Source organism: Rhodanobacter thiooxydans LCS2 (genome assembly GCF_000264375.1).
GTDB classification, from domain to species: Bacteria; Pseudomonadota; Gammaproteobacteria; order Xanthomonadales; family Rhodanobacteraceae; genus Rhodanobacter; species Rhodanobacter thiooxydans.
On the sequence record NZ_AJXW01000058.1, the window covers coordinates 36019 to 56175 of the forward strand.

General features: G+C 67.7%; 25 protein-coding genes. 22 read left to right on the plus strand and 3 right to left on the minus strand.

Annotation, left to right across the window (positions count from 1 at the left end; genetic code table 11):
* Positions 1-160: 160 nt before the first annotated feature.
* The 14 genes from queD to glmU all read left to right on the plus strand — a co-directional run bounded on the left by queD (position 161) and on the right by glmU (position 11031).
* Positions 161-523, plus strand: a complete 363-nt coding sequence (gene queD, locus UUA_RS12355) for a 6-carboxytetrahydropterin synthase QueD (protein WP_008437344.1) — start codon at positions 161-163, stop codon at positions 521-523.
* Positions 524-675: 152 nt separating this feature from the next.
* On the plus strand, positions 676-1065 hold the full coding sequence (locus UUA_RS12360; protein ID WP_008437345.1) for a phasin family protein: 390 nt from the start codon (positions 676-678) through the stop codon (positions 1063-1065).
* A gap of 243 nt (positions 1066-1308) precedes the next feature.
* Complete coding sequence (locus UUA_RS12365) at positions 1309-1674, plus strand: hypothetical protein (RefSeq protein ID WP_039953972.1); 366 nt, start codon at positions 1309-1311, stop codon at positions 1672-1674.
* Between the two features lie 3 nt (positions 1675-1677).
* Positions 1678-2502: a F0F1 ATP synthase subunit A gene (atpB, locus tag UUA_RS12370; RefSeq protein ID WP_008437364.1), complete on the plus strand. Its 825-nt coding sequence runs from the start codon at positions 1678-1680 to the stop codon at positions 2500-2502.
* Positions 2503-2570: 68 nt separating this feature from the next.
* Positions 2571-2864, plus strand: coding sequence for a F0F1 ATP synthase subunit C (gene atpE, locus UUA_RS12375; protein ID WP_008437371.1), 294 nt, complete (start codon positions 2571-2573; stop codon positions 2862-2864).
* A gap of 103 nt (positions 2865-2967) precedes the next feature.
* Complete coding sequence (locus tag UUA_RS12380) at positions 2968-3438, plus strand: F0F1 ATP synthase subunit B (protein ID WP_008437373.1); 471 nt, start codon at positions 2968-2970, stop codon at positions 3436-3438.
* 3 nt (positions 3439-3441) lie between these two features.
* Positions 3442-3975, plus strand: a complete 534-nt coding sequence (locus UUA_RS12385) for a F0F1 ATP synthase subunit delta (protein WP_008437375.1) — start codon at positions 3442-3444, stop codon at positions 3973-3975.
* A 151-nt stretch (positions 3976-4126) separates the two neighbouring features.
* Entirely contained in the window at positions 4127-5677 is a 1551-nt protein-coding gene (gene atpA, locus UUA_RS12390; RefSeq protein ID WP_008437377.1) for a F0F1 ATP synthase subunit alpha, read from the plus strand.
* A gap of 116 nt (positions 5678-5793) precedes the next feature.
* Positions 5794-6711, plus strand: coding sequence for a F0F1 ATP synthase subunit gamma (atpG, locus tag UUA_RS12395; RefSeq protein ID WP_008437379.1), 918 nt, complete (start codon positions 5794-5796; stop codon positions 6709-6711).
* Between the two features lie 149 nt (positions 6712-6860).
* Positions 6861-8273 (plus strand): F0F1 ATP synthase subunit beta, encoded by a 1413-nt coding sequence (gene atpD, locus UUA_RS12400; protein WP_008437380.1) that lies wholly within the window; start codon positions 6861-6863, stop codon positions 8271-8273.
* Positions 8274-8394: 121 nt separating this feature from the next.
* Entirely contained in the window at positions 8395-8820 is a 426-nt protein-coding gene (locus UUA_RS12405) for a F0F1 ATP synthase subunit epsilon (protein WP_008437387.1), read from the plus strand.
* Between the two features lie 47 nt (positions 8821-8867).
* Positions 8868-9017, plus strand: coding sequence for a hypothetical protein (locus UUA_RS19385; RefSeq protein ID WP_155943272.1), 150 nt, complete (start codon positions 8868-8870; stop codon positions 9015-9017).
* Positions 9018-9047: 30 nt separating this feature from the next.
* On the plus strand, positions 9048-9584 hold the full coding sequence (locus UUA_RS12410; RefSeq protein ID WP_153022916.1) for a hypothetical protein: 537 nt from the start codon (positions 9048-9050) through the stop codon (positions 9582-9584).
* Between the two features lie 76 nt (positions 9585-9660).
* A complete protein-coding gene (gene glmU, locus UUA_RS12415) occupies positions 9661-11031 on the plus strand; it encodes a bifunctional UDP-N-acetylglucosamine diphosphorylase/glucosamine-1-phosphate N-acetyltransferase GlmU (RefSeq protein WP_008437390.1) in 1371 nt (456 codons plus the stop codon).
* A gap of 62 nt (positions 11032-11093) precedes the next feature.
* On the opposite strand, the gene UUA_RS12420 is transcribed toward glmU, so the two are convergent.
* Entirely contained in the window at positions 11094-12083 is a 990-nt protein-coding gene (locus UUA_RS12420) for a chorismate transformation FkbO/Hyg5 family protein (RefSeq protein ID WP_008437392.1), read from the minus strand.
* 95 nt (positions 12084-12178) lie between these two features.
* Between UUA_RS12420 and UUA_RS12425 the strand changes: the two genes are divergently transcribed.
* The 8 genes from UUA_RS12425 (at position 12179) to fabG (ending at position 18599) form a co-directional block, all read left to right on the plus strand.
* Positions 12179-12448, plus strand: a complete 270-nt coding sequence (locus UUA_RS12425) for a phosphopantetheine-binding protein (RefSeq protein ID WP_008437394.1) — start codon at positions 12179-12181, stop codon at positions 12446-12448.
* A 103-nt stretch (positions 12449-12551) separates the two neighbouring features.
* A complete protein-coding gene (locus UUA_RS12430; RefSeq protein WP_008437395.1) occupies positions 12552-13271 on the plus strand; it encodes a COG4648 family protein in 720 nt (239 codons plus the stop codon).
* On the plus strand, positions 13268-13567 hold the full coding sequence (locus UUA_RS12435) for an ApeI family dehydratase (RefSeq protein WP_008437397.1): 300 nt from the start codon (positions 13268-13270) through the stop codon (positions 13565-13567). The genes UUA_RS12430 and UUA_RS12435 overlap by 4 nt, the downstream gene beginning before the upstream one ends.
* A complete protein-coding gene (locus UUA_RS12440; RefSeq protein ID WP_008437398.1) occupies positions 13564-14529 on the plus strand; it encodes a lysophospholipid acyltransferase family protein in 966 nt (321 codons plus the stop codon). The genes UUA_RS12435 and UUA_RS12440 overlap by 4 nt, the downstream gene beginning before the upstream one ends.
* On the plus strand, positions 14477-15103 hold the full coding sequence (locus UUA_RS12445) for a LolA-related protein (protein ID WP_008437399.1): 627 nt from the start codon (positions 14477-14479) through the stop codon (positions 15101-15103). The genes UUA_RS12440 and UUA_RS12445 overlap by 53 nt, the downstream gene beginning before the upstream one ends.
* A 2-nt stretch (positions 15104-15105) precedes the next feature.
* On the plus strand, positions 15106-17424 hold the full coding sequence (locus tag UUA_RS12450; RefSeq protein ID WP_008437402.1) for an MMPL family transporter: 2319 nt from the start codon (positions 15106-15108) through the stop codon (positions 17422-17424).
* Positions 17408-17842 carry a hotdog family protein gene (locus UUA_RS12455; RefSeq protein ID WP_008437404.1) on the plus strand — a complete coding sequence of 145 codons (435 nt, stop codon included), beginning with the start codon at positions 17408-17410 and terminating at the stop codon, positions 17840-17842. The genes UUA_RS12450 and UUA_RS12455 overlap by 17 nt, the downstream gene beginning before the upstream one ends.
* A gap of 19 nt (positions 17843-17861) precedes the next feature.
* Positions 17862-18599 (plus strand): 3-oxoacyl-ACP reductase FabG, encoded by a 738-nt coding sequence (fabG, locus tag UUA_RS12460; protein ID WP_008437406.1) that lies wholly within the window; start codon positions 17862-17864, stop codon positions 18597-18599.
* A 130-nt stretch (positions 18600-18729) separates the two neighbouring features.
* Here the strand turns inward: fabG and UUA_RS12465 are convergent, their stop codons facing one another.
* Both UUA_RS12465 and UUA_RS12470 read right to left on the minus strand, forming a co-directional pair.
* A complete protein-coding gene (locus UUA_RS12465; protein WP_008437407.1) occupies positions 18730-19515 on the minus strand; it encodes a glycosyltransferase family 2 protein in 786 nt (261 codons plus the stop codon).
* Positions 19512-20157: beta-ketoacyl synthase chain length factor (locus UUA_RS12470; RefSeq protein WP_008437408.1), on the minus strand; the 646-nt coding region annotated here is incomplete at its 5' end. The genes UUA_RS12465 and UUA_RS12470, both read right to left, overlap by 4 nt.

Genomic DNA, 20157 nt, shown 5'->3' on the forward strand with positions numbered 1-20157 from the left:
CGTCTGGGGGTATTTCTGGGGGTATGTTTCTTACAATATCGGAGATGTTCAAGCGCTGATAAGGCTTTGCGGCGTCTATTCGAGTCCACCCATACCACCAAACGACCAGGTCGTGTGTTCTCCGCCGGTCCATCATCGTCACGACACGCAGGCGTTCGCCATGCATATCTTCAAGGTGTTCCAGATCGAGGCGGCGCATCGGCTGCCGAACGTGCCGGTCGGGCACAAGTGCGCGCGCCTGCATGGCCATTCGTTCCGGGTCGAGATCCACGTGTCGGGTGAGCCGGGCTCGCAGACGGGCTGGGTGATGGACTTTGCCGACGTGAAGGCGGCCTTCGCGCCGCTGTTCGACCAGCTCGATCATCACTACCTCAACGAGATCGAAGGACTTGAGAACCCGACCAGCGAGATGCTGGCGCGCTGGATCTGGCGGCGGCTGCAACCGCGCCTGGCAGGGCTGGACAAAGTGGTGGTGCATGAAACCTGCACTTCCGGCGCGAGTTGCAGCCGCGACAGTTTTTGACGCGTCGCAGTGTTTCATGGATTTGCCATAAACGTGTGTTTGCAAATGAATATTTACTTACATCCTTATCCGGCCACCAAAAATATAGTGCAATGCACAAAAACTGCTGCTAGAGTGCCTGCCACTACCCCATCCTCAACGAGGACTACGTCATGACGCAGCAACTCAACACCCAGTTTTTCGCTTTCACCAAGCAGTTCACCGACGGCGCTTTCAAGGCTCAGTCGCTGGCTCTGAAGGGGCTGGAGACGGTCGCCGAGCTGCAGCTCAAGGCGCTGGAGGAGCAGACCAAGGCCTCCGCCGAGTTCGTCGCCGAGGCGCTGGAAACCCGTGACATCAACGGCCTGCGCGGCCTGTGGGAAAAGGGCGCCAATCTGGGCCGCGAAAACGCCGAGCGTGCCGTGGCGGTTTCGCAGGAAGTGCTCGCGGTGACCCAGAAGACCGCCGAGTCGCTGAATGCGCTGGTGCAGGAGCAGCGTCAGGCCGCCAACGACGCCGTTGCGGCGCCGGCCGCCGCCGCCAAGAAGGCGGCCGCCAAGTAATTCCGTACCGTCGCGCCTCGATGTGATGGAACAGGGCCGAACCTCGTGTTCGGCCCTGTTCGTGTGTGCTGTCGCCACCATACATGTGGCTACCGACCAGGTCACGAATTCGGGCAGCCGGACGTCATGCCGCAGCCTGCATGGCTTGTCGCTGCAATTGACGCACTGATATACTTTTACGGATTGGATCGTGGCCCGCAGCTGTATCGGTGCCGCCTGGTGCAGGCCGCGCGGAGATGCTACGTGCTCAACAGTCTTGCCTCTGGTCGACGCCTCGCCCTGCGCATCATCCTGCTGCAGCTTGCTGCGGCGGTACTGGTCGGCCTGGTTTTCCTGGCGCTGGGGTATCGCGAAGCGATGGCGGCAGCGGCAGGCGCGACGATGGTGGCGCTGGGTACCGCGCTGATGTCGGCGCGGTTCTTCAGCGGCGTTAGTGGCGCTGGCGTGGCGTTGGGCCGTCTGCTGACGGGCATGTTCCTGAAATGGATCGTGATCGTCGGGGGGCTGGTCGTGATCCTGTTCCAATTCGAGTTGCCACCGCTGGCCGCCATTACGGGGTTGGCGGCGGCTTACGCGGTTTATCTGCTGGCGTTCAGATTCAAGGGTTGATCCATGGCAAGCGAGCCGACTGGCGGTCTTACCGAATACATCCAGCACCATCTGCAGCATCTGACCCCGCATATCAGCGAGGGCGGGTTTTGGGCGGTGCCCATCAACATCGACTCGATGACCGTGTCGCTGGCGCTCGGCGTGTTGTTCTGCGCGTGGTTCTGGCTGAAGGCGCGCAAGGCCACCGCCGGCGTGCCGGGCAAGGGGCAAGCCTTCGTCGAGATCGTGCTGGAGTTCGTCGACGGCCAGGTCAAGGACGTGTTCCACGGCGATCGTCGCGTGCTTGGCCCGCTGGCGCTGACCGTGTTCGTCTGGGTGTTCCTGATGAACGCGATGGACCTGCTGCCGGTCGACCTGCTGCCGTGGATCACCGAAAAGTTCGGCATCGGCCACTTCCGCGCCGTGCCTACCGCCGACATCAACATGACCTTCGCGATGTCGCTGACGGTGTTCGTGCTGATCATCTTCTACAGCTTCAAGGCCAAAGGTGTTGGCGGCTACATGCACGAGCTGTTCACTGCGCCGTTCGGCAAGCACCCGCTGCTGTGGATCCCGAACTTCGCCCTGAACATGGTCGAGCTGGCGTCCAAGCCGGTGAGCCTGGCGATGCGACTGTTCGGCAACATGTACGCGGGCGAGCTGGTGTTCATGCTGATCGCCGGCCTGTTCAGCGCCGGCGCCGGCCTGGCCGGCTGGGCGCTGTACGGCGCCGGCATCATCGGCTACACGGTGTGGGGCATCTTCCACATCCTGATCATCTCGATCCAGGCGTTCATCTTCATGGTGCTGACGATCGTGTACATCTCGATGGCACACGATCACCACTGATCGCGTTCGTCGAACCCCTCGCTTCAACCGTTTTGCCTATTCCAGTTTGAATTTCTCAGGAGACCACCGTGGAACATCTCGTCCAATATGCACAAATCCAGGGCTTCACTGCCATTGCGCTCGGCCTGATCATCGGCCTCGGCGCGCTGGGCGCCTGTATCGGTATCGGCGTCATGGGCTCGAAGTTCCTTGAAGCCGCCGCCCGCCAGCCGGAGCTGGTGCCGCTGCTGCAGGGCCGCATGTTCCTGCTGGCCGGCCTGATCGACGCCGCGTTCCTGATTGGCGTGGCGCTGGCGATGTACTTCGCGGTGGCCAACCCGCTGCTGGGCAAGATCCTGTCGGCTGCCGGCGCGGGCCAGTAAGCAACATCCTCCGGTGGCGCCGTTGTGGCGCCACCGCGTATCCGATCCGGGCGCCGCGTGATGCCCGGGTCTGTTCCACTTTGCATCTACAGGTAACGCAGCGATGAATTTCAACGCGACCTTGATTGGCGAAATGATTTCGTTCGCCATCCTGATCTGGTTCAGCGTCCACTTCATCTGGCCGTATATCAACAAGGCCATTGAGGACCGCCAGATCAAGATCGCCGAAGGCCTGAACGCCGCCGAGCGCGCCCACGCCGAGCTGAAGAGCGCGGACGTGAAGGTGGCCGGCGAGATCAAGCAGGCCCGGCAGCAGGCCTCCGAGATCATCGACAAGGCCCAGCAGCAGGCCAACCAGATCATCGACAAGGCCCGTGGCGAAGCGGTTGCCGAGATCAACCGGCTGAAGGCGGCGGCGCAGGACGACATCGCCTCGATGGCACAGCGTGCGCGCGACCAGCTGCGCGAGCAGGTCGGTGCGCTGGCCGTGCAGGGCGCCAGCAAGATCGTGCAGCGGGAGGTCGACGCCTCGACGCACAAGGCCCTGCTCGACCAGCTCGCGGCCGAGATCTGATCTATGGCTCAGGCAATCACCCTCGCCCGCCCGTATGCCCGTGCCGCGTTCGAAGTGGCGCATGCGGCTGGCACGCTGGCCGCATGGTCGCAGGCGCTGGCGTTCGCCGCCGCGGTGGCGAAGGATCCGCGCGTGGCCGGTTTCGGCAACGACCCACGGGTGTTGCCGGCGCAGCTGGTGGCGCTGCACCTGCCGCCCGACGTGGCCGCCGACAGCCCGTTTAGGCGCTTCCTCGCCGAGATGGCGGAGCAGCGCCGGCTGGTGCTGCTGCCGGAAGTGGCCGAGCTGTTCGAGGCGTTCAAGCGTGAATCCGAGTCGCAGCTGCTGGTCAAGGTGACCAGCGCGATGGCGCTGGACGCGGCACAGGCCGAACAGCTGAAGGTCTCGTTGAAGCGCCGCTTCAAGCGCGAGATCGAACTGGATACCCGGGTCGACGCTTCGCTGCTGGCCGGCGTGGTGATCGATACCGGCAGCGAGGTGATCGACGGTTCCGCGCGTGGGCGGCTTGCAAAACTGGCCAGCACGCTGAGCCATTAGTTTCACGCGAAGTTCCATTTCGCGTAGAGCAAAACCCGACCACCCATGGCCGGACAAATTTAGGCAGGCGCGAAGTCGTTTCGCGAAGAGCAAAACCGGCCATCCATGACCGGACTCTTCAAAAGAGAATTCAATTTCGGGATAGGCAACCATGTCCAGCAGCACACTGAATCCGTCCGAGATCAGCGAACTGATCAAGAGCCGCATCGAGCAGTTCAAGCTCGGCGCGGAAGCGCGCAACGAGGGCACCATCATCAGCGTGTCCGACGGCATCGTGCGCATCCACGGCCTGGCCGATGTGATGCAGGGCGAAATGATCGAGCTGCCGGGCAATGCGTTCGCACTGGCGCTGAACCTCGAGCGTGACTCGGTCGGCGCGGTGGTGCTGGGCGAATACCAGCACCTGCGCGAAGGCGATACCGCCAAGACCACCGGCCGCATCCTCGAAGTGCCGGTCGGCCCGGAGCTGCTCGGCCGCGTGGTCGACGCGCTGGGCAACCCGATCGACGGCAAGGGCCCGGTCAACGCCAAGCTCAACGCGCCGATCGAGAAGGTCGCGCCGGGCGTGATCTGGCGCAAGTCGGTCGACCAGCCACTGCAGACCGGCTACAAGTCGGTCGACGCGATGATCCCGGTCGGCCGCGGCCAGCGCGAGTTGATCATCGGCGACCGCCAGACCGGCAAGACCGCGCTGGCGATCGACGCGATCATCGCGCAGAAGGATTCCGGCATTAAGTGCATCTACGTCGCCATCGGCCAGAAGCGCTCGTCGATCGCCAACGTGGTGCGCAAGCTCGACGAGAACGGCGCGCTGGCCAACACCATCATCGTGGTCGCCTCGGCGTCCGAGTCGGCTGCGCTGCAGTACGTCGCGCCGTACTCCGGCTGCGCGATGGGCGAATACTTCCGCGATCGCGGCGAAGACGCGCTGATCGTCTATGACGACTTGTCCAAGCAGGCCGTGGCCTACCGCCAGATTTCGCTGCTGCTGAAGCGCCCGCCGGGCCGCGAGGCATACCCGGGCGACGTGTTCTATCTCCACTCGCGCCTGCTCGAGCGCGCCTCGCGCGTGTCCGAGGAGTACGTCGAGAAGTTCACCCACGGTGAAGTGAAGGGCAAGACCGGTTCGCTGACCGCGCTGCCGATCATCGAGACCCAGGGCGGCGATGTTTCCGCGTTCGTGCCGACCAACGTGATCTCGATCACCGACGGCCAGATCTTCCTGGAGACCGACCTGTTCAATGCCGGCATCCGTCCGGCCGTGAACGCTGGTATCTCGGTGTCCCGCGTCGGCGGCGCCGCGCAGACCAAGATCGTCAAGAAGCTGTCCGGTGGCGTGAAGCTGGCGCTGGCCCAGTTCCGCGAGCTGGCTGCGTTCGCGCAGTTCGCCTCGGACCTGGACCCGGCCACCCGCGCCCAGCTGGATCGCGGCCAGCGCGTCACCGAGCTGATGAAACAGAAGCAGTATTCGCCGCTGTCGATCGCCGAGCTGGCGCTGTCGGTGTACGCCGCCGAGCAGGGCTACCTGGACGACCTGCCGGTGAACCAGGTGCTGGCGTTCGAGAAGGGCCTGCACGCGTTCATGCACCAGAACCACGGCGACCTCATGAAGACCATCGTGGCCACCGGCAACTGGGACAAGGATATCGAGGCCGTGTTCAAGGCCTCGCTGGACGAGTACAAGAAGACCGGCAGCTGGTAAATGCAGGGAATCGAGAATAGGAAATAGAGAATAGGAAGAGCAGCATCATGCAGCTTTCACTATTCCTGATTCTCTACTCCCTATTCCCTTCGAAGCGAGCATAGCGAGCGAGACCAATGGCAAGCGGACGCGAAATCAAAACCAAGATCAAGAGCACGCAGAACATGCGCAAGGTGACGCGCGCGCTCGAGATGGTCTCGGCCTCGAAGATCCGCAAGGCGCAGGATCTGATGAAGGCCTCGCGCCCGTATGCGCGCTCGATGCGCAAGGTGATCGCGCATGTGGCGCAGGCCAGCACCGATTTCAGCCATCCGTTCCTGGTCCAGCGTGACAACGTGGCGCGGGTCGGCTACATCGTGGTGTCGACCGACCGCGGCCTGTGCGGCGGCCTCAACTCCAACCTGTTCCGCCGCCTGCTGCCGGCGATCGCCGAGTGGCAGAAGCAGGGCGTGCAGGTGGACGTGGTGGCGATCGGCCAGAAGGCCGTGGCGTTCTTCCGCCGCATCAAGGGTGTCAACCTGGTCGGCAGCGTCAGCCACCTCGGTGAGAAGCCCAAGCTCGAGCAACTGGTCGGCGTGATCAAGGTGATGATGGACGCCTACCAGGCCAACGGCCTGGACCGCGTGTTCCTCGCCTACAACGACTTCGTCAACACCATGACGCAGAAGCCGACCGTCGACGCACTGCTGCCGTTGCCGCTGGTGGCTGCGGAGATGGAAGCGCACCAGGACGCGGGCGAGTCGGCCTATGCCGGGGTCAAGCTGGAGTCGGGCCACGATTGGGACTACCTCTACGAGCCGGATGCGCAGACCGTGCTGGAGCACGTGCTGACCCGCTACATCGAGTCGGTGGTGTACCAGGCGGCGCTGGAGAACCTGGCCAGCGAGCACGCCGCGCGCATGGTGGCGATGAAGAGCGCGTCGGACAACGCGAACAAGGTGATCGACGAGCTGACGCTGATCTACAACAAGGCGCGCCAGGCTGCGATCACCCAGGAAATTTCGGAAATCGTCGGCGGCGCAGCGGCGGTATAAGTGCGATCGGCTGAACTAATGCGATCGTCCCCGATCGCAAAACAGGATCAAAAGGCGGCCATCCGTGGCCGCACTTCCAGTAAGAGCGACGTTTCATTGGCGCTTTGTACAAATCGAAATCTTAAAGAGATTCATCCGGAGCTATCAGCATGAGCCAGGGCAAAGTTGTTCAGATCATCGGCGCGGTCATCGACGTGGAGTTCCCGCGTGACCAGGTGCCGCAGGTGTATGACGCGCTGAAGATCGACGGCACCGAGATCACGCTGGAAGTGCAGCAGGTGCTGGGCGACGGCATCGTGCGCACCATCGCGCTCGGTTCCACCGAGGGCCTGAAGCGCGGCCTGGCCGCGCGCAACACCGGCGAAGGCATCAAGGTGCCGGTCGGCAAGGCCACGCTCGGCCGCATCATGGACGTGCTCGGCAACCCGATCGACGAGGCCGGCCCGATCGGCGAGCAGGACCGCTGGGTGATCCATCGCGAGGCGCCGAGCTACGCCGACCAGGCCGCGGCCAACGACCTGCTGGAAACCGGCATCAAGGTTATCGACCTGGTCTGCCCGTTCGCCAAGGGCGGCAAGGTCGGCCTGTTCGGCGGCGCGGGCGTCGGCAAGACCGTGAACATGATGGAGCTGATCAACAACATCGCCAAGGCGCACGCGGGCCTGTCCGTGTTCGCCGGCGTGGGCGAGCGTACCCGCGAGGGCAACGACTTCTACCACGAGATGAAGGACTCCAATGTGCTCGACAAGGTCGCGATGGTCTACGGCCAGATGAACGAGCCGCCGGGCAACCGCCTGCGCGTGGCGCTGACCGGCCTGACCATGGCCGAATACTTCCGCGACGAGAAGGACGAGACCGGCAAGGGCAAGGACGTGCTGCTGTTCATCGACAACATCTACCGCTACACGCTGGCCGGTACCGAGGTGTCCGCGCTGCTCGGCCGCATGCCGTCGGCGGTGGGCTACCAGCCGACCCTGGCCGAGGAAATGGGCGTGCTGCAGGAGCGCATCACCTCGACCAAGACCGGCTCGATCACCTCGATCCAGGCCGTCTATGTGCCCGCGGACGACCTGACCGACCCGTCGCCGGCGACCACCTTCGCGCATCTGGACGCGACCGTGGTGCTCTCGCGCAACATCGCCTCGCTGGGCATCTACCCGGCGGTGGATCCGCTCGACTCGACCAGTCGCCAGCTCGATCCGAACGTGATCGGCCAGGAGCACTACGACGTGGCCCGCAAGGTGCAAGGCACGCTGCAGCGCTACAAGGAGCTGAAGGACATCATCGCGATCCTCGGCATGGACGAGCTCAGCGAAGAGGACAAGCAGGCCGTGGCCCGCGCGCGCAAGTGCGAGCGCTTCTTCTCGCAGCCGTTCCACGTGGCCGAGGTATTCACCGGCTCGCCGGGCAAGTACGTGTCGCTGAAGGAAACCATCCGCGGCTTCAAGATGATCGTGGACGGCGACGTCGACCACCTGCCGGAACAGGCGTTCTACATGGTCGGCGGCATCGACGAGGCGATCAAGAAGGCCGAAGAGATGGGCGCCAAGAAAGCCGCCTGACCCTGAAGCCGGGATTCGGGATCTGCGATTCTGGATTCGTTGAGCTGCGTCATCGCGCTTTTGACGAATCCCCCATCGCGAATCTCGAATCCCGTTCGACCGAGCGTAGCGAGAGAGAACCATGACCCACACCATTCGCGTCGACATCGTCAGTGCCGAAGCCGAGATCTTTTCCGGCGACGCGACGATGGTCGTTGCCACCGGCGAAGTCGGCGAGCTCGGCATCACGCCGCGCCATGCGCCGCTGATTACCCGCCTCAAGCCAGGCCACGTCGATGTGCTGCTGGCCGGCGGCGAGCGCCAGCAGTTCTGGATTTCCGGCGGCATGCTGGAAGTGCAGCCGCAGGTGGTCACCGTGTTGGCCGACACCGCCGCCCGCGCCGCCGACCTGGACGAGGCCTCCGCGCAGCGCGCCAAGAAGGAAGCCGAGGACGCGCTGGCCAACCGCAGTGACGCGATGGAAATCGCCGAGGCGCAGGTCAAGCTGGCCGAGGCGATCACCCAGCTGCAGGCGCTGGAGCGGCTGCGCAAGAGCCTCAAGCACTGAGCTTTTGCGATCATCCCTGATCGCGAAGATCAAACGGGTGGCCATCCATGGAAATGAAGTTCGTGCGCTCATCCATGAGTGCAGAGCGAGATCAAAAGGCGGCCATCCATGGCCGCGCTTTCAATAGAAGCGGTCGCTTCGATGAATATCGCGGAAAAGAACGCTGGCCTTGTGCCGGCGTTTTTGCATTGGCATGATGCGCTCTTGGCAGCACAGGGAAGATGCCGATGACAGGGCCGATGTTCACTTTCCGCCACGGCGGCTGCGTGCTGTCGCTGCTGCTGGCCGGTTGCGTCGCGCCGCGCCAGCAACCACCGCCGCCGGCCATCGGCGATGCGTCATGGCGGATGGTGGTGCCGCCCGGTACGGTGCGCTACCCGCTGGCGCTGGGCGAGGTGTCCAGCGGCGCCACGCCGTTTCGACGTGTGGCACCGGCGTATCCGCCCGATCGGCTGGCCAGCTGTCCGCCGCCGCAGGAAGTGCCGGCATTGCTGATCGTCGATGGGCAGGGCAAGGTCGGCGAAGTGCGCGTGACAGGTGAGCCGCAGGCTGATGCAGGCCGCCAGGCCTTCATCGACGCCGTGCGCGCGGCCGCGCTGCAGTGGCAGTTCAGTCCGCTGACGATCAACCGCTGGGCCGCCGATGCCGATGGCAACAGCCACGTGGTGGACAGCGAGACGAAACCGTTCAGCTTGGCCTACGTATTCCGCTTCGAATGCCATGCCGGCAAGCCCACGGTGTCGGCCGCGACGACGAAGCCCTGAGTCAGCTGTCCGCCATCGTCCGCGGCCGGCGGGCTGCTATGCTTTTTTCAATCAGGACGCGCCAAGGCTTTCTTCCATGAACCTAGCTCCGCTCCACGTCATCGTTCTCGCCGCCGGCGCCGGCACGCGGATGAAATCGAATCGGGCGAAGGTGCTGATGCCGCTGGCCGGCCGGCCGTTGCTGGCGCACGTACTGGCCACCGCGCGCGCGCTGCAGCCGACGGCGATCCATGTGGTGTATGGCCATTGCGGCGAGCAGGTGCGTGCGGCGTTCGTCGGCCAGGACGATCTGCGCTGGGTGCTGCAGGCCGAGCGGCTGGGCACCGGCCATGCGGTGGAACAGGCGCTGGGCGAGATACCCGATGGCGCGCGCGTGCTGGTGCTCTACGGCGATGTGCCGCTGACCCGGGCCGACACCCTGCGGCAGCTGGCGGAGGCGCAGGGAGGCTTCAGCCTGCTCACCATGCGCCTGGCCGATCCGAGCGGCTATGGCCGCGTGCAGTGCGACGGCAACGGCCATGTGCGGGCGGTGGTCGAGGAAAAGGATGCCGACGAGGAGCAGCGTGCCATCAACCTGGTCAACACCGGCATCCTCGTCGCGTCTGCCGCCGCACTGCGCGTCTGGATCGCGGGGCTCGACCGTGACAATGCGCAGGGCGAGTACTACCTCACCGACATCTTCGCGATGGCGAGCGAGGAGAAGCGACCCGCGCTCAGCGTGGAGTGCGCCGATCCGGTGGAGGCGTCGGGCGCGAACGATGCGCTGCAGCTCGCGGGGCTGGAAGCCGAGTACCGCCAGCGTGCGGCGCGTGCCCTGATGCGCGATGGGGTGCGCCTGGCCGATCCCCTGCGCATCGACGTGCGCGGCACGGTCGACAGCGGCCACGACGTCGAGCTGGACATCGACGTGATCCTCGAAGGCCGCGTGGCGCTCGGTGACGAGGTACGCGTCGGCGCGTTCACCCGGCTGAAGGACGTCCAGCTGGCCGCCGGCACGGTGGTGCTGACGCACTGCGACCTCGACGGCGTGGTCACCCACGGCCCGTGCACGATCGGCCCGTTCGCGCGGCTGCGCCCCGGCACCGAACTCGACGCCGGCGTGCACGTCGGCAACTTCGTCGAAACCAAGAAGACGCACCTGGGCGAAGGCAGCAAGGCCAACCACCTCAGCTACCTCGGCGACACCGTGGTGGGCCGCGGCGTCAACATCGGCGCCGGCACCATCACCTGCAACTACGACGGCGTGAACAAGTTCGCCACGCGCATCGGCGATGGCGCCTTCATCGGCTCCAACAGCGCGCTGGTGGCTCCGGTGACGATTGGCGCGCAGGCCACCATCGGCGCCGGCTCGGTGATCACCCGCGATGCGCCGAACGGGGAACTCACCGTGGCGCGCGGCAGGCAGCAGACGTTTCCCGGCTGGAAGCGGCCGGTGAAGCAGGGGTGAGCGAAGAGGAGTGAGAGAAGGCAGCGGCGGAGCGCGCTTCGGGCTTTTCTCCCAGTCCTCGCTTACGCGTAACGCCAGCCGTCGATCTCCACCAGCAGCTCGCGGCGGCAGATGTCGCCGTGCAGCAGCAGTGTCGGCACGCCGGGCAGGCGGCGTTGCACGAACGCGCGCACACGTGCGGCGTCGGCGCCGTGGCGCACGTAGATCTTCAGCGGGGACTGGCCGTCGAAGCCCGTTGCCATGCCGGCGCTGGCCAGCAGCGCCTCGAGATTGAGCAGGGTTTCCTCCAGCTGCGCGTTGAGATCGTCCTGGTGCGCCGACGCGTGGCCGACGACCGCGGCGGTGCCGGAGATCGCCAGCACGTCCTGCGCCGGCAGCAGCATGGCGCGGGCGAAGCTGGGCGGGGTGCGGCCGTACTGCCGCGGGTAGCGCCAGGCGCTGACCTGGCGCGGATTTTCCACGCGCATGCCGGGCTGGTCGCTGGCCAGCAGGTAGACCTGCAGGCGGCGCCCGTCGCCGTGATGACCGATCGCGGTGGCGGCGGGGAAGCCCTCGGCGAAGAAGTCGCCCATGCCGGCGGCGCGGCCGTCGCAGAAGTGCTTGTAGCGCTCGGCGTCGCCTTCGCCGTGGTTGATCGCGCCGAGGTAGTTCCACACGCGCAGTACGTGTCGCGCCTCGCGCATGGCTACGAAGCGGTGCAGCTGTTCGTAGGCCAGCCGCGCCGTGGCGGTCGGGCCGCCGTGTTCGCGTTCGTCCAGTTCGATCGCCGCGAACAGCCAGCCGCCGCCGGCGGACCAGCACAGCGCGCCGTCGCGGCCGCAGCTGACCGGCGCATTGACCTGCCACAGCTCCAGCGGCGCAGGCGCATCGAAGGTTTCCAGCGCCACCTGCAGGCAGCGCGGGTCGGTACTGGCCGGGGTGCTGACGCCGAAGCCGAGCAAGGCCAGCGTACCGGGTTCGGCCAGCAGTGCGCTGGCCGCGCCGGCGCGGTAGCACACCTGCAGCGCGCGGCGCGGCAGCGGATCGATCTGGGGGTTTTCACAGCCCTGCATATGGCTTGCAACCGGGAACGACAGGGGCGCTATGTTACACTCCGCGACCACTGCCACCGGGGGGGAGGCAATGCATTCAGTGTACGGAACCGAGCATGGCGGAACAGACAGCGACGCAGCACGAATTGGCTATCCTGGTCGTGGCATGCCTGAATCTCGACTCCGTCACCCCCGAACAGATCGACCCGGATGCACCGCTGTTCGGCGGCGAGCTGGGGCTGGATTCGATCGACGCGCTGGAAATCGCCCTGGCCGTGTCCAAGCGCTACGGCTTCCAGTTGCGCTCGGACAACCCCGGCAACCGACAGATCTTCACCAGCCTGCGCACGCTGTCCGCGCATGTCGAGAAGAACCGCGCCGGTTGAAGCCGGCGGTTCGACCCGGCGGCGTGCACCACGCTTCCTTCATGCGGCGTTCCATCGCCCGTGGCAGGCTCAAGGTTCCGGCGGAGCCGATGCGGAACCCGGCATGACCTCCTCTTCACTTCTGCCCGAACCTGCCGCGCGGTGCTACGGCCTGCTGCTGCTGCCGACCTATCCCCTGCTGGCGATCGCCGGCGCCGTGACGCAGCGGCAGGTGTTCGCGCTGCTGGCGCTGGCCGTGCTGCTGACCGCGCTGCTGCTGCCGCAGCTGCTGGCGCGTCGCGCGTCGTCGTGGCTGCTGTGGTCGGGCGTGCTGGCCGGCCTGCTGCTGACCTGGCGGTATGGTTTTGCCGAGCTGTTGCTGGAGGCGGTGCCGGTGCTCATCAATGCGCTCCTGGCGTACTGGTTCGGCCGCACGCTGGCCACGGCCGAGCCGCTGGTGCAGCGCTTCATCGTCGCCATCGAAGGCGCCGAGCGCCTGCGGCAGCCGGGCGTGGCCGCCTATGCGCGCCAGGTCACCTGGTTCTGGACGGTGCTGCTCGGTGCCCAGGCGTTGCTGCTCACCGTGCTGTTGCTGTGCGCCGACCAGAGCGGGCTGCTCGCGCGCGTCGGGGTCGCCTCGCCGCTGCCGGTGCCCGAGCGCTGGGCCGCGACCTGGCTGCACCTGGGTGGCTACTTGCTGCTGGGTGCAGCGTTTCTCCTGGAGTACCTCTATCGCCGCTGGCGATTGCGCCATCTGCCGCATCCCGGCCTGCACGACATGCTGCTGCAGCTGGCGCTGCACTGGCCTCAATTGCTGCACGGCAAGCGCGCGGTGGCGCCATGAACGACGGCTTCGTGCAGGCGTTGCGCGTCGGCGTGGAGCATCCGGCCTTGCCCGGGCACTTTCCCGGTGCGCCGCTGGTGCCCGGTGTGCTGCTGCTGGAGCAGGTGGCATTGGCCCTGCGCGCCTGGCGCGGGCAGCGGCTGGGCTGCGTGCTGGAGGCGAAGTTCGCCGCTCCGCTGCAGCCGGACGAGACCGCGCAGCTGCAGCTGACGATGGCGGACGCATCGCGCGTCCGTTTCGAGATTCGGCGTGACGGCATGGTGCTGGCACGCGGCTTGGTCGAGGGAGCGGCGTGAGTACACATGGACATTGGCAGAACCGCCCCGAGGGTGGTGGCCGTTTCGCGCTGTGGCTGATCCGCACGATTGCGCTGCACGGCGGACGCCGCGTGGGCCGGCTGTCCCTGTACCCGATCACGCTGTATTTCTTCCTGCGCCGCGGGCCGGAACGGCGGGCCTCGCGCCAGTACCTGCAGCGCGTGTTCGGCAAGCCGGCCACGGCGTGGCAGGTGCTCAGGCACATCCATTGTTTCGCCGCCACCATCCTGGACCGGATCTTCCTGCTGGCGCACGGTGAACGGCCATTCCAGATCGAGACCGAAGGCCTGGACCTCCTCGACGAGCGCATCGCGCAGGGTCGCGGCGTGTTGTTGCTCGGCTCGCACCAGGGCAGTTTCGAGGCACTGCGCGCGATCGGTGCGCGCCGGCCGCAGATGGCCTTGCGGGTGGTGCTGGACAAGCAGAAGACGCCGGCGATGACCGAGCTGCTGGAAGCGCTGGCGCCGGAGGTGGGCGCCTGCGTGATCGACGCGGCGCAGGACGGCACCACCATCGCGCTGGCAATGGCCGAGGCCTGCGACGCCGGCGCGCTGGTGGCGATGCTGGCCGACCGCGGCCGTGGCCACGAGGTGCTGCGGCGGACCAACCTGCTCGGCTCCCCCGCGCCGTTTCCGATCAGCCCCTGGCTGCTGGCGCATACGCTGCAGGTGCCGGTGGTGCTGTGCTTCGGCCTGTACCTCGGCGGCAACCGCTACCGCCTGGTGTTTGAACCGTTCAGCGACCGGGTGGAGATCCCGCGGCATGATCGTGGCCCGATGCTGGACCGGCTGATTGCCCGCTACGCGCAACGGCTGGAGCACTATATCCACGTGGCTCCCTACAACTGGTTCAACTTCTATGATTTCTGGCAAGACGCACCCGCTGCGGGTGAGCCTGCTGCTGAGCCTGCTGCTGCCGTGGGCGAGCGCGTCGGCATCTGAGCAGGCCGCGGCGGCCTCGACGCTGATTGCCGCGCTGGGCCAGCCGGCACCGGCGCATACCGCCTTCGCCGAGGCGCGCTTCCTGCAGATGCTGGACCGGCCGCTGGTGGTCTCCGGCGAGTTGGCGTGGCTCGGTGGCGATAGGCTGCAGCGGCGCGTCGAGCATCCGCAGCAGGAAACTTCCACCATCGCCGACGGCGAGGTGACCCAGCAGCGCGAGGGCCGCAGCCCGCGGCACTTCTCGCTGAAGCGCGCGCCACAACTGCAGGTGCTGCTGGACAGTTTCGTGGCGTTGCTTGGCGGCGATGCCGCGCGATTGCAGCAGGCGTTCGAGGTGCACCAGGAGGGCGACGCGCGCGGCGCCTGGACGCTGACCCTGGTGCCGCGCGATGCCCGCGTGGCGAAGACCGTGGCCAGCATCCGCATCGACGGCTACGCGAACGCCTCGCGTTGCATGCACCTGCAGGAGGCCGACGGCGACCTCGCGGTCGACCTGCTCGGGCCGCTGGCCGCACGGATGCCGGCCGAGCCCACGCGCGAAGCGCTGGCCGCGCTGTGCCAGAGCGCGCCCTGAGCATGCGCCGGGGCGCACGCGCGGCATTGCTGATCGGATGGTTGCTGGCGCTGGCCGGGCTCGGCTGGATGATCAGCCAGCGCCTGCACGTCAGCACCGACCTGCGCAGCTTCATGCCGGCGCCGACCACGCCGGACCAGCGTCTGCTGATGGAGCAGGTCGGCGAGGGACCGGGTTCGCGCCTGCTGCTGCTCTCCATCCGTGGCCAGTCCGATGCAAGGCTGGCGGCGCTGAGCCAGGGCCTTGCCGCCGCGCTGAAAAACGACGCGCGCTACAGCCAGGTGCTCAACGGCAGCTTCGACCTCGGTGCGCTGGACGAGCGCTTGCTGCCGTACCGCTACCTGCTGTCGCCCACGCTGGACACGCAGCCGCTGGACCAGGCCTATCTCGCCGACCAGCTGCAGCAGCGGCTGGACGACCTGTCCTCGCCCGCCGCCAGCCTGCTGAAAGGCCTGCTGCCGCGCGATCCCACGCTGGAGGTGCTGCAGTTGGCCGAGCGCTGGGCGCCGGCGAAATCGCCGCAGCTGCGCGAGGGCGTGTGGTTCTCGCCGCAGGACGAGGCGCTGCTGCTGGTGCAGACGGCTGCCGCGGGTTTCGACCCAGGCGCGCAGCAGCAGGCGATCGACGGCATCCGCCAGGCCTTCGCCGCGCTGCCCGGCAGCGCCGGCGCAACGCTCGAGCTTAGTGGGCCAGGCTACTTCAGCGTGGTGGCCGCGGCGCAAACGCGGCACCAGGCGGACTGGATCGGGCGCATCTCCACCGTGGGCTTCATCGCGCTGCTGCTGCTGGCGTACCGCAGCATCGGCTCGCTGCTGCTGTCGGCGCTGCCGATCGCCAGCGCCGCGCTGGCCGGCATCGCTGTGCTCACCGTGGCCTTCCCCGCGGTGCACGGCATCACCCTGGCGTTCGGCTTCACCCTGCTCGGCGTGGCGCAGGAATACCCGATCCGCGTACTCAGCCACCGCCGCGCCGGCGAGGATGCGCTGGCCAGCGTGCGCACGTTGTGGCCGCTGCTGCTCACCGCGATCGCCTCGGCCTGCATCGCCTACCTGGCGTTCTACGCCTCCGGCGTGAACGGGCTGAAGCAGCTGGCGCTGTTCACCATCGTCGGCCTGCTGGTGGCCGGCTTCAGCACGCGCTACCTGCTGCCGCACCTGCTGCCGCGACGCGTGCACGACGTGGCCGGGATGCACTGGCTGATACAGGCGCGCACGTTCGTCGATCGCCTGCCGCGGCCGCGCTGGATCCCCTTGGTGGTCGCCGCGGCAATCGTGGCGATGCTGGTGCTGGCCCGCGGTCCGTTCTGGCAGGACAACCTCGCCGCGCTGACGCCGTTGCCGCCGGAGCTGCTGCAGCGCGACGCGCGCCTGCGCGAGGCGCTGGGCGCACCCGACGTGCGCTACCTGCTGGTGCTCGAGGCACCCAGCGCGCAGGGCGTGCTGGAACTGTCGGAGCGACTGCAGCCGAAGGCAGACGCGCTGCTGGCGCAGCATGCCGCCGATGCGCTGGAGCTGCCCTCGCGCTACCTGCCCAGCGTGGCCGTGCAGCGCGAACGGCAGGCGACGCTGCCCGACCGCGCCACGTTGCAGCACGTGCTGGACCAGGCGTTGCAGGGCCTGCCGTTCCGCGCCGACCTGTTCCGGCCGTTCGTCGACGATGTGCAGACCGCGCGCCGCTTGCCGCCGCTGACGCCCGAACGCTATGCGCAGACGCCGCTGGGCCAGCGCCTCGCCGCGATGCTGGTCGAGCGCGACGGCCACTGGCTCGGACTGGGCACGGTCAGCGGCGTGCACGACGTGGCCGCGCTGCAGGCGCTGGGTGCGGACAGCCACGGCGCGGTGCGCCTGCTGGATCTGAAGGCGGCTTCCGAATCGCTGGTGGTCGATTACCGTACGCGCATCCTGCAGGCGCTTGCGGCCGCCGCGCTGCTGCTGGTGCTGACCATCGCGCTCGCCCTGCGCAGCCTGCGCCGCGCCTGGCACGTGCTGGCGCCGATGACCCTGGCCACCTTCCTGGTGCTGGCGGTGGAGCGCGTGGCCGGCGTCGAGATCTCGCTGTTCCACCTGGTCGCGCTGATCCTCGCCGGTGGGCTGGGCCTGCACTACGCGCTGTTCTTCGAGCGCGACACCGGCGACGCGGCCGAGCAGCGGCGCACGCTGCATGCCACCATCGTCTGCGTGCTGTCCGCGCTGCTGGTGTTCGGCATGCTGGCGTGGGCGACGATTCCGGTGCTGCGCGCGATCGGGCTCACCGTGAGTCTCGGCGTGGCGTTCCACTTCTGCCTGTCGATCCTGATGGCGCCACATGCTCGACAAGACTGACTGGGCGCACCTGATTCCGCATGCGGGCACGATGTGCCTGCTCGATGCGGTGCTCGACTGGGACGAGCGCACGATCCACGCGACCAGCGCCAGCCATGCGCGCGCGGACAACCCGCTGCGCAGCGCGCAGGGCCTGCATGCGGTGCACCTGGCCGAGTACGGCGCGCAGGCAGCGGCGGTGCATGGCGCGCTGCTGGCGCGTGTGCGCGGCGACGAGACGGTACGTTCCGGCCGACTGGTCAGCCTGCGCGATGTGCAGCTGCACGAGGAATACGTCGACGGCCTCGATGGCGCGCTGGACGTCCACGCCGAATGCCTTTACGCCGACGACGGCGGCGCGCAGTATGCGTTCCGCGTCGAGCATCGTGGCCGGCTGCTGGCCAGCGGGCGCGCCGCGGTGATCCATCCCTCCCGCTGAATCGCCTGCGAGCCACGCCATGTCCGAAGCCCCTCCCGCACGTCGCGCCCTGGTCACCGGCGGCAGTGGCGAGCTCGGCGGCGCGATCTGCCACGCGCTGGCGGCGGCCGGCTGGCACGTGATCGTGCATGGCCACCACAGCCTGGCGCGCGCAGCGGAAACCGCCGCGGCGATCGTCGCAGCCGGCGGCAGTGCACAGGCGGTCGCGTTCGACGTCACCGATGCGGAAGTGGTGCGCGCCGCGCTGGATGCGCTGCTGACCGAGGGGACCATCCACGCGCTGGTCAACAATGCCGGCATCCACGATGACGCGCCGATGGCCGGCATGAGCGACGAGCAGTGGCACCGGGTGATCGACGTCTCGCTGCACGGTTTCTTCCACGTCACCCAGCCGCTGCTGCTGCCGATGGCGCGCGCGCGTTTCGGCCGCATCGTCTCTATCGGCTCGGCGGCGGCGCAGCTGGGTAACCGCGGCCAGACCAACTACGCCGCGGCGAAGGCCGCGCTGGTCGGCGCCGGCAAGTCGCTGGCGCGCGAGATGGCCTCGCGGGGGATCACCGTCAATGTGGTCGCGCCCGGCGTGATCGAGGGGCGCATGGCCGAGGCGACGTTTCCGCCCGAGCGCATCCGCGAACTGGTGCCCGCGCAGCGCGCCGGCAAGCCGGAGGAAGTCGCCGCGCTGGTCGCGTTCCTGTGCTCCGACACCGCCGCCTACATCAACGGCCAGGTGATCGGGGTGAACGGCGGCATGGCTTGATGCTTCTCGCGCCCGCCGCGCTGTGATGACCGTGCTGTAGGAGCCCGCTCGCGGGCGATGCTCTGGAGGCCGGGATTCGCCCAAGAAAAGCATCGCCCGCGAGCGGGCTCCTACGGAGGAGTCGCGGCGATCAACCATCCAGCGCCATCGGTTTGGCCGGCGCCGCGGCGGTGTCGTCGAGCACCAGCGGTGCGCCGCGCGAGCGGCGGTAGCTGGCCACGATGTGGCCGTAGTGGACCACCCGGCCGATGGTGTAGGTGGTGATGCGGGTGACGTCGCGCACCGGCTTGAGATGGCTGGGACGGAACGCGCCGTGGTAGCGCGAGGCGATCGGCACCGAAACCACGCCGAGCCGCTGCTCGCGCGAAGCGGCGATCAGGATCGCTGCCTCGAACACGAAGTTCTCCGCCGGCAGGTCGACCAGCGCCAGCGCCGCCTGCGGATACCAGCGTTGCCCGCTCTGGGTGTCGGCCACCGGCTGCGCGCAGGCCCATGAGATGCCCCAGTCGGCCACCGCGTTGGCGCGGCGGCGGCCCTTCGGCTGCTGCTCGCGGTCGAGCAGGCGCGCGCCGATCACGATGTGCTGCGGGTGGCGCTGCGCGGCAGCCACGATGCGCGGGATGTCGGCGGCCAGGTGCTGGCCGTCGCCGTCCATGGTCAGCACGGCGTCGTAGCCCTGGCGCAGCGCCTCGCGGAAGCCCTGGCGCAGCGCCTCGCCTTTGCCGCGGCGCGTGGCGTGGCGCAGCAGGGTCACCGGCAGCGCGGCGACGATCTCCGGCGTGCGGTCGTCCGAGCCGTCGTCGACCACGATCACCGGCGCGCCCAGCGCCAGCACGGATTCGACCACCGCACGGATCGCGGCTTCCTCGTTGAGGCAGGGAATCAGCACACACCAGCGTGGGGCGGCAGTGTTCAAGCGACGTGCTCCATGTCGATACGCAGTCCCAGTGTAGCGGCGGCGGCCAGCTCGCAGTGGCCGCCGCGACCGGCGAGCAGCGCCAGCAGCGGCAGGCTCGCCGCCGCGGGGCTGCCGGCGCGCCAGCCGTCCAGCGGCCCGGGCAGCGGCGCGTCGATGACCGCACCCGGCTGCAGCGCGAGGTCGAGCCGGGCCAGCGTGGCCGGGCCGGCCTGCGGCGCCAGCACCAGCGCGCAGCCGAACGACTGGAGGCATTCGGTGACTTCACTGAGCGGACCGCTGCCGGCGGTGTCGCTGCACACCAGCAGCACCGCGCGCTGCTCGGCCAGCACCTGGCTCGCCGCTTCCAAGAGGCCGGCGCCGAAACTGGCGCGTTGCGCGCAGACCGCGGTGGACGGCGCGTGGCAACCGGTGGCGATGGTCCAGTAGCCGACTGCGGCGTTGTGCACCGAGTTGTGGAAGCGGGTCGGCGACAGTTCGGCCGGCGCCTGGGCGAGGGTGGCGCACATGTAGTCGGTGATCGGCTGGTCGCCGTGCGAGGAGGCGAACACGCAGGCCAGCGCGGCAGGATCGCGGCCGCTCGTCGCCAGCGCCTGGCCGGCCGCTTCGACCGCCAGCAGCACGCTCTCCGGCGCGCGGCGG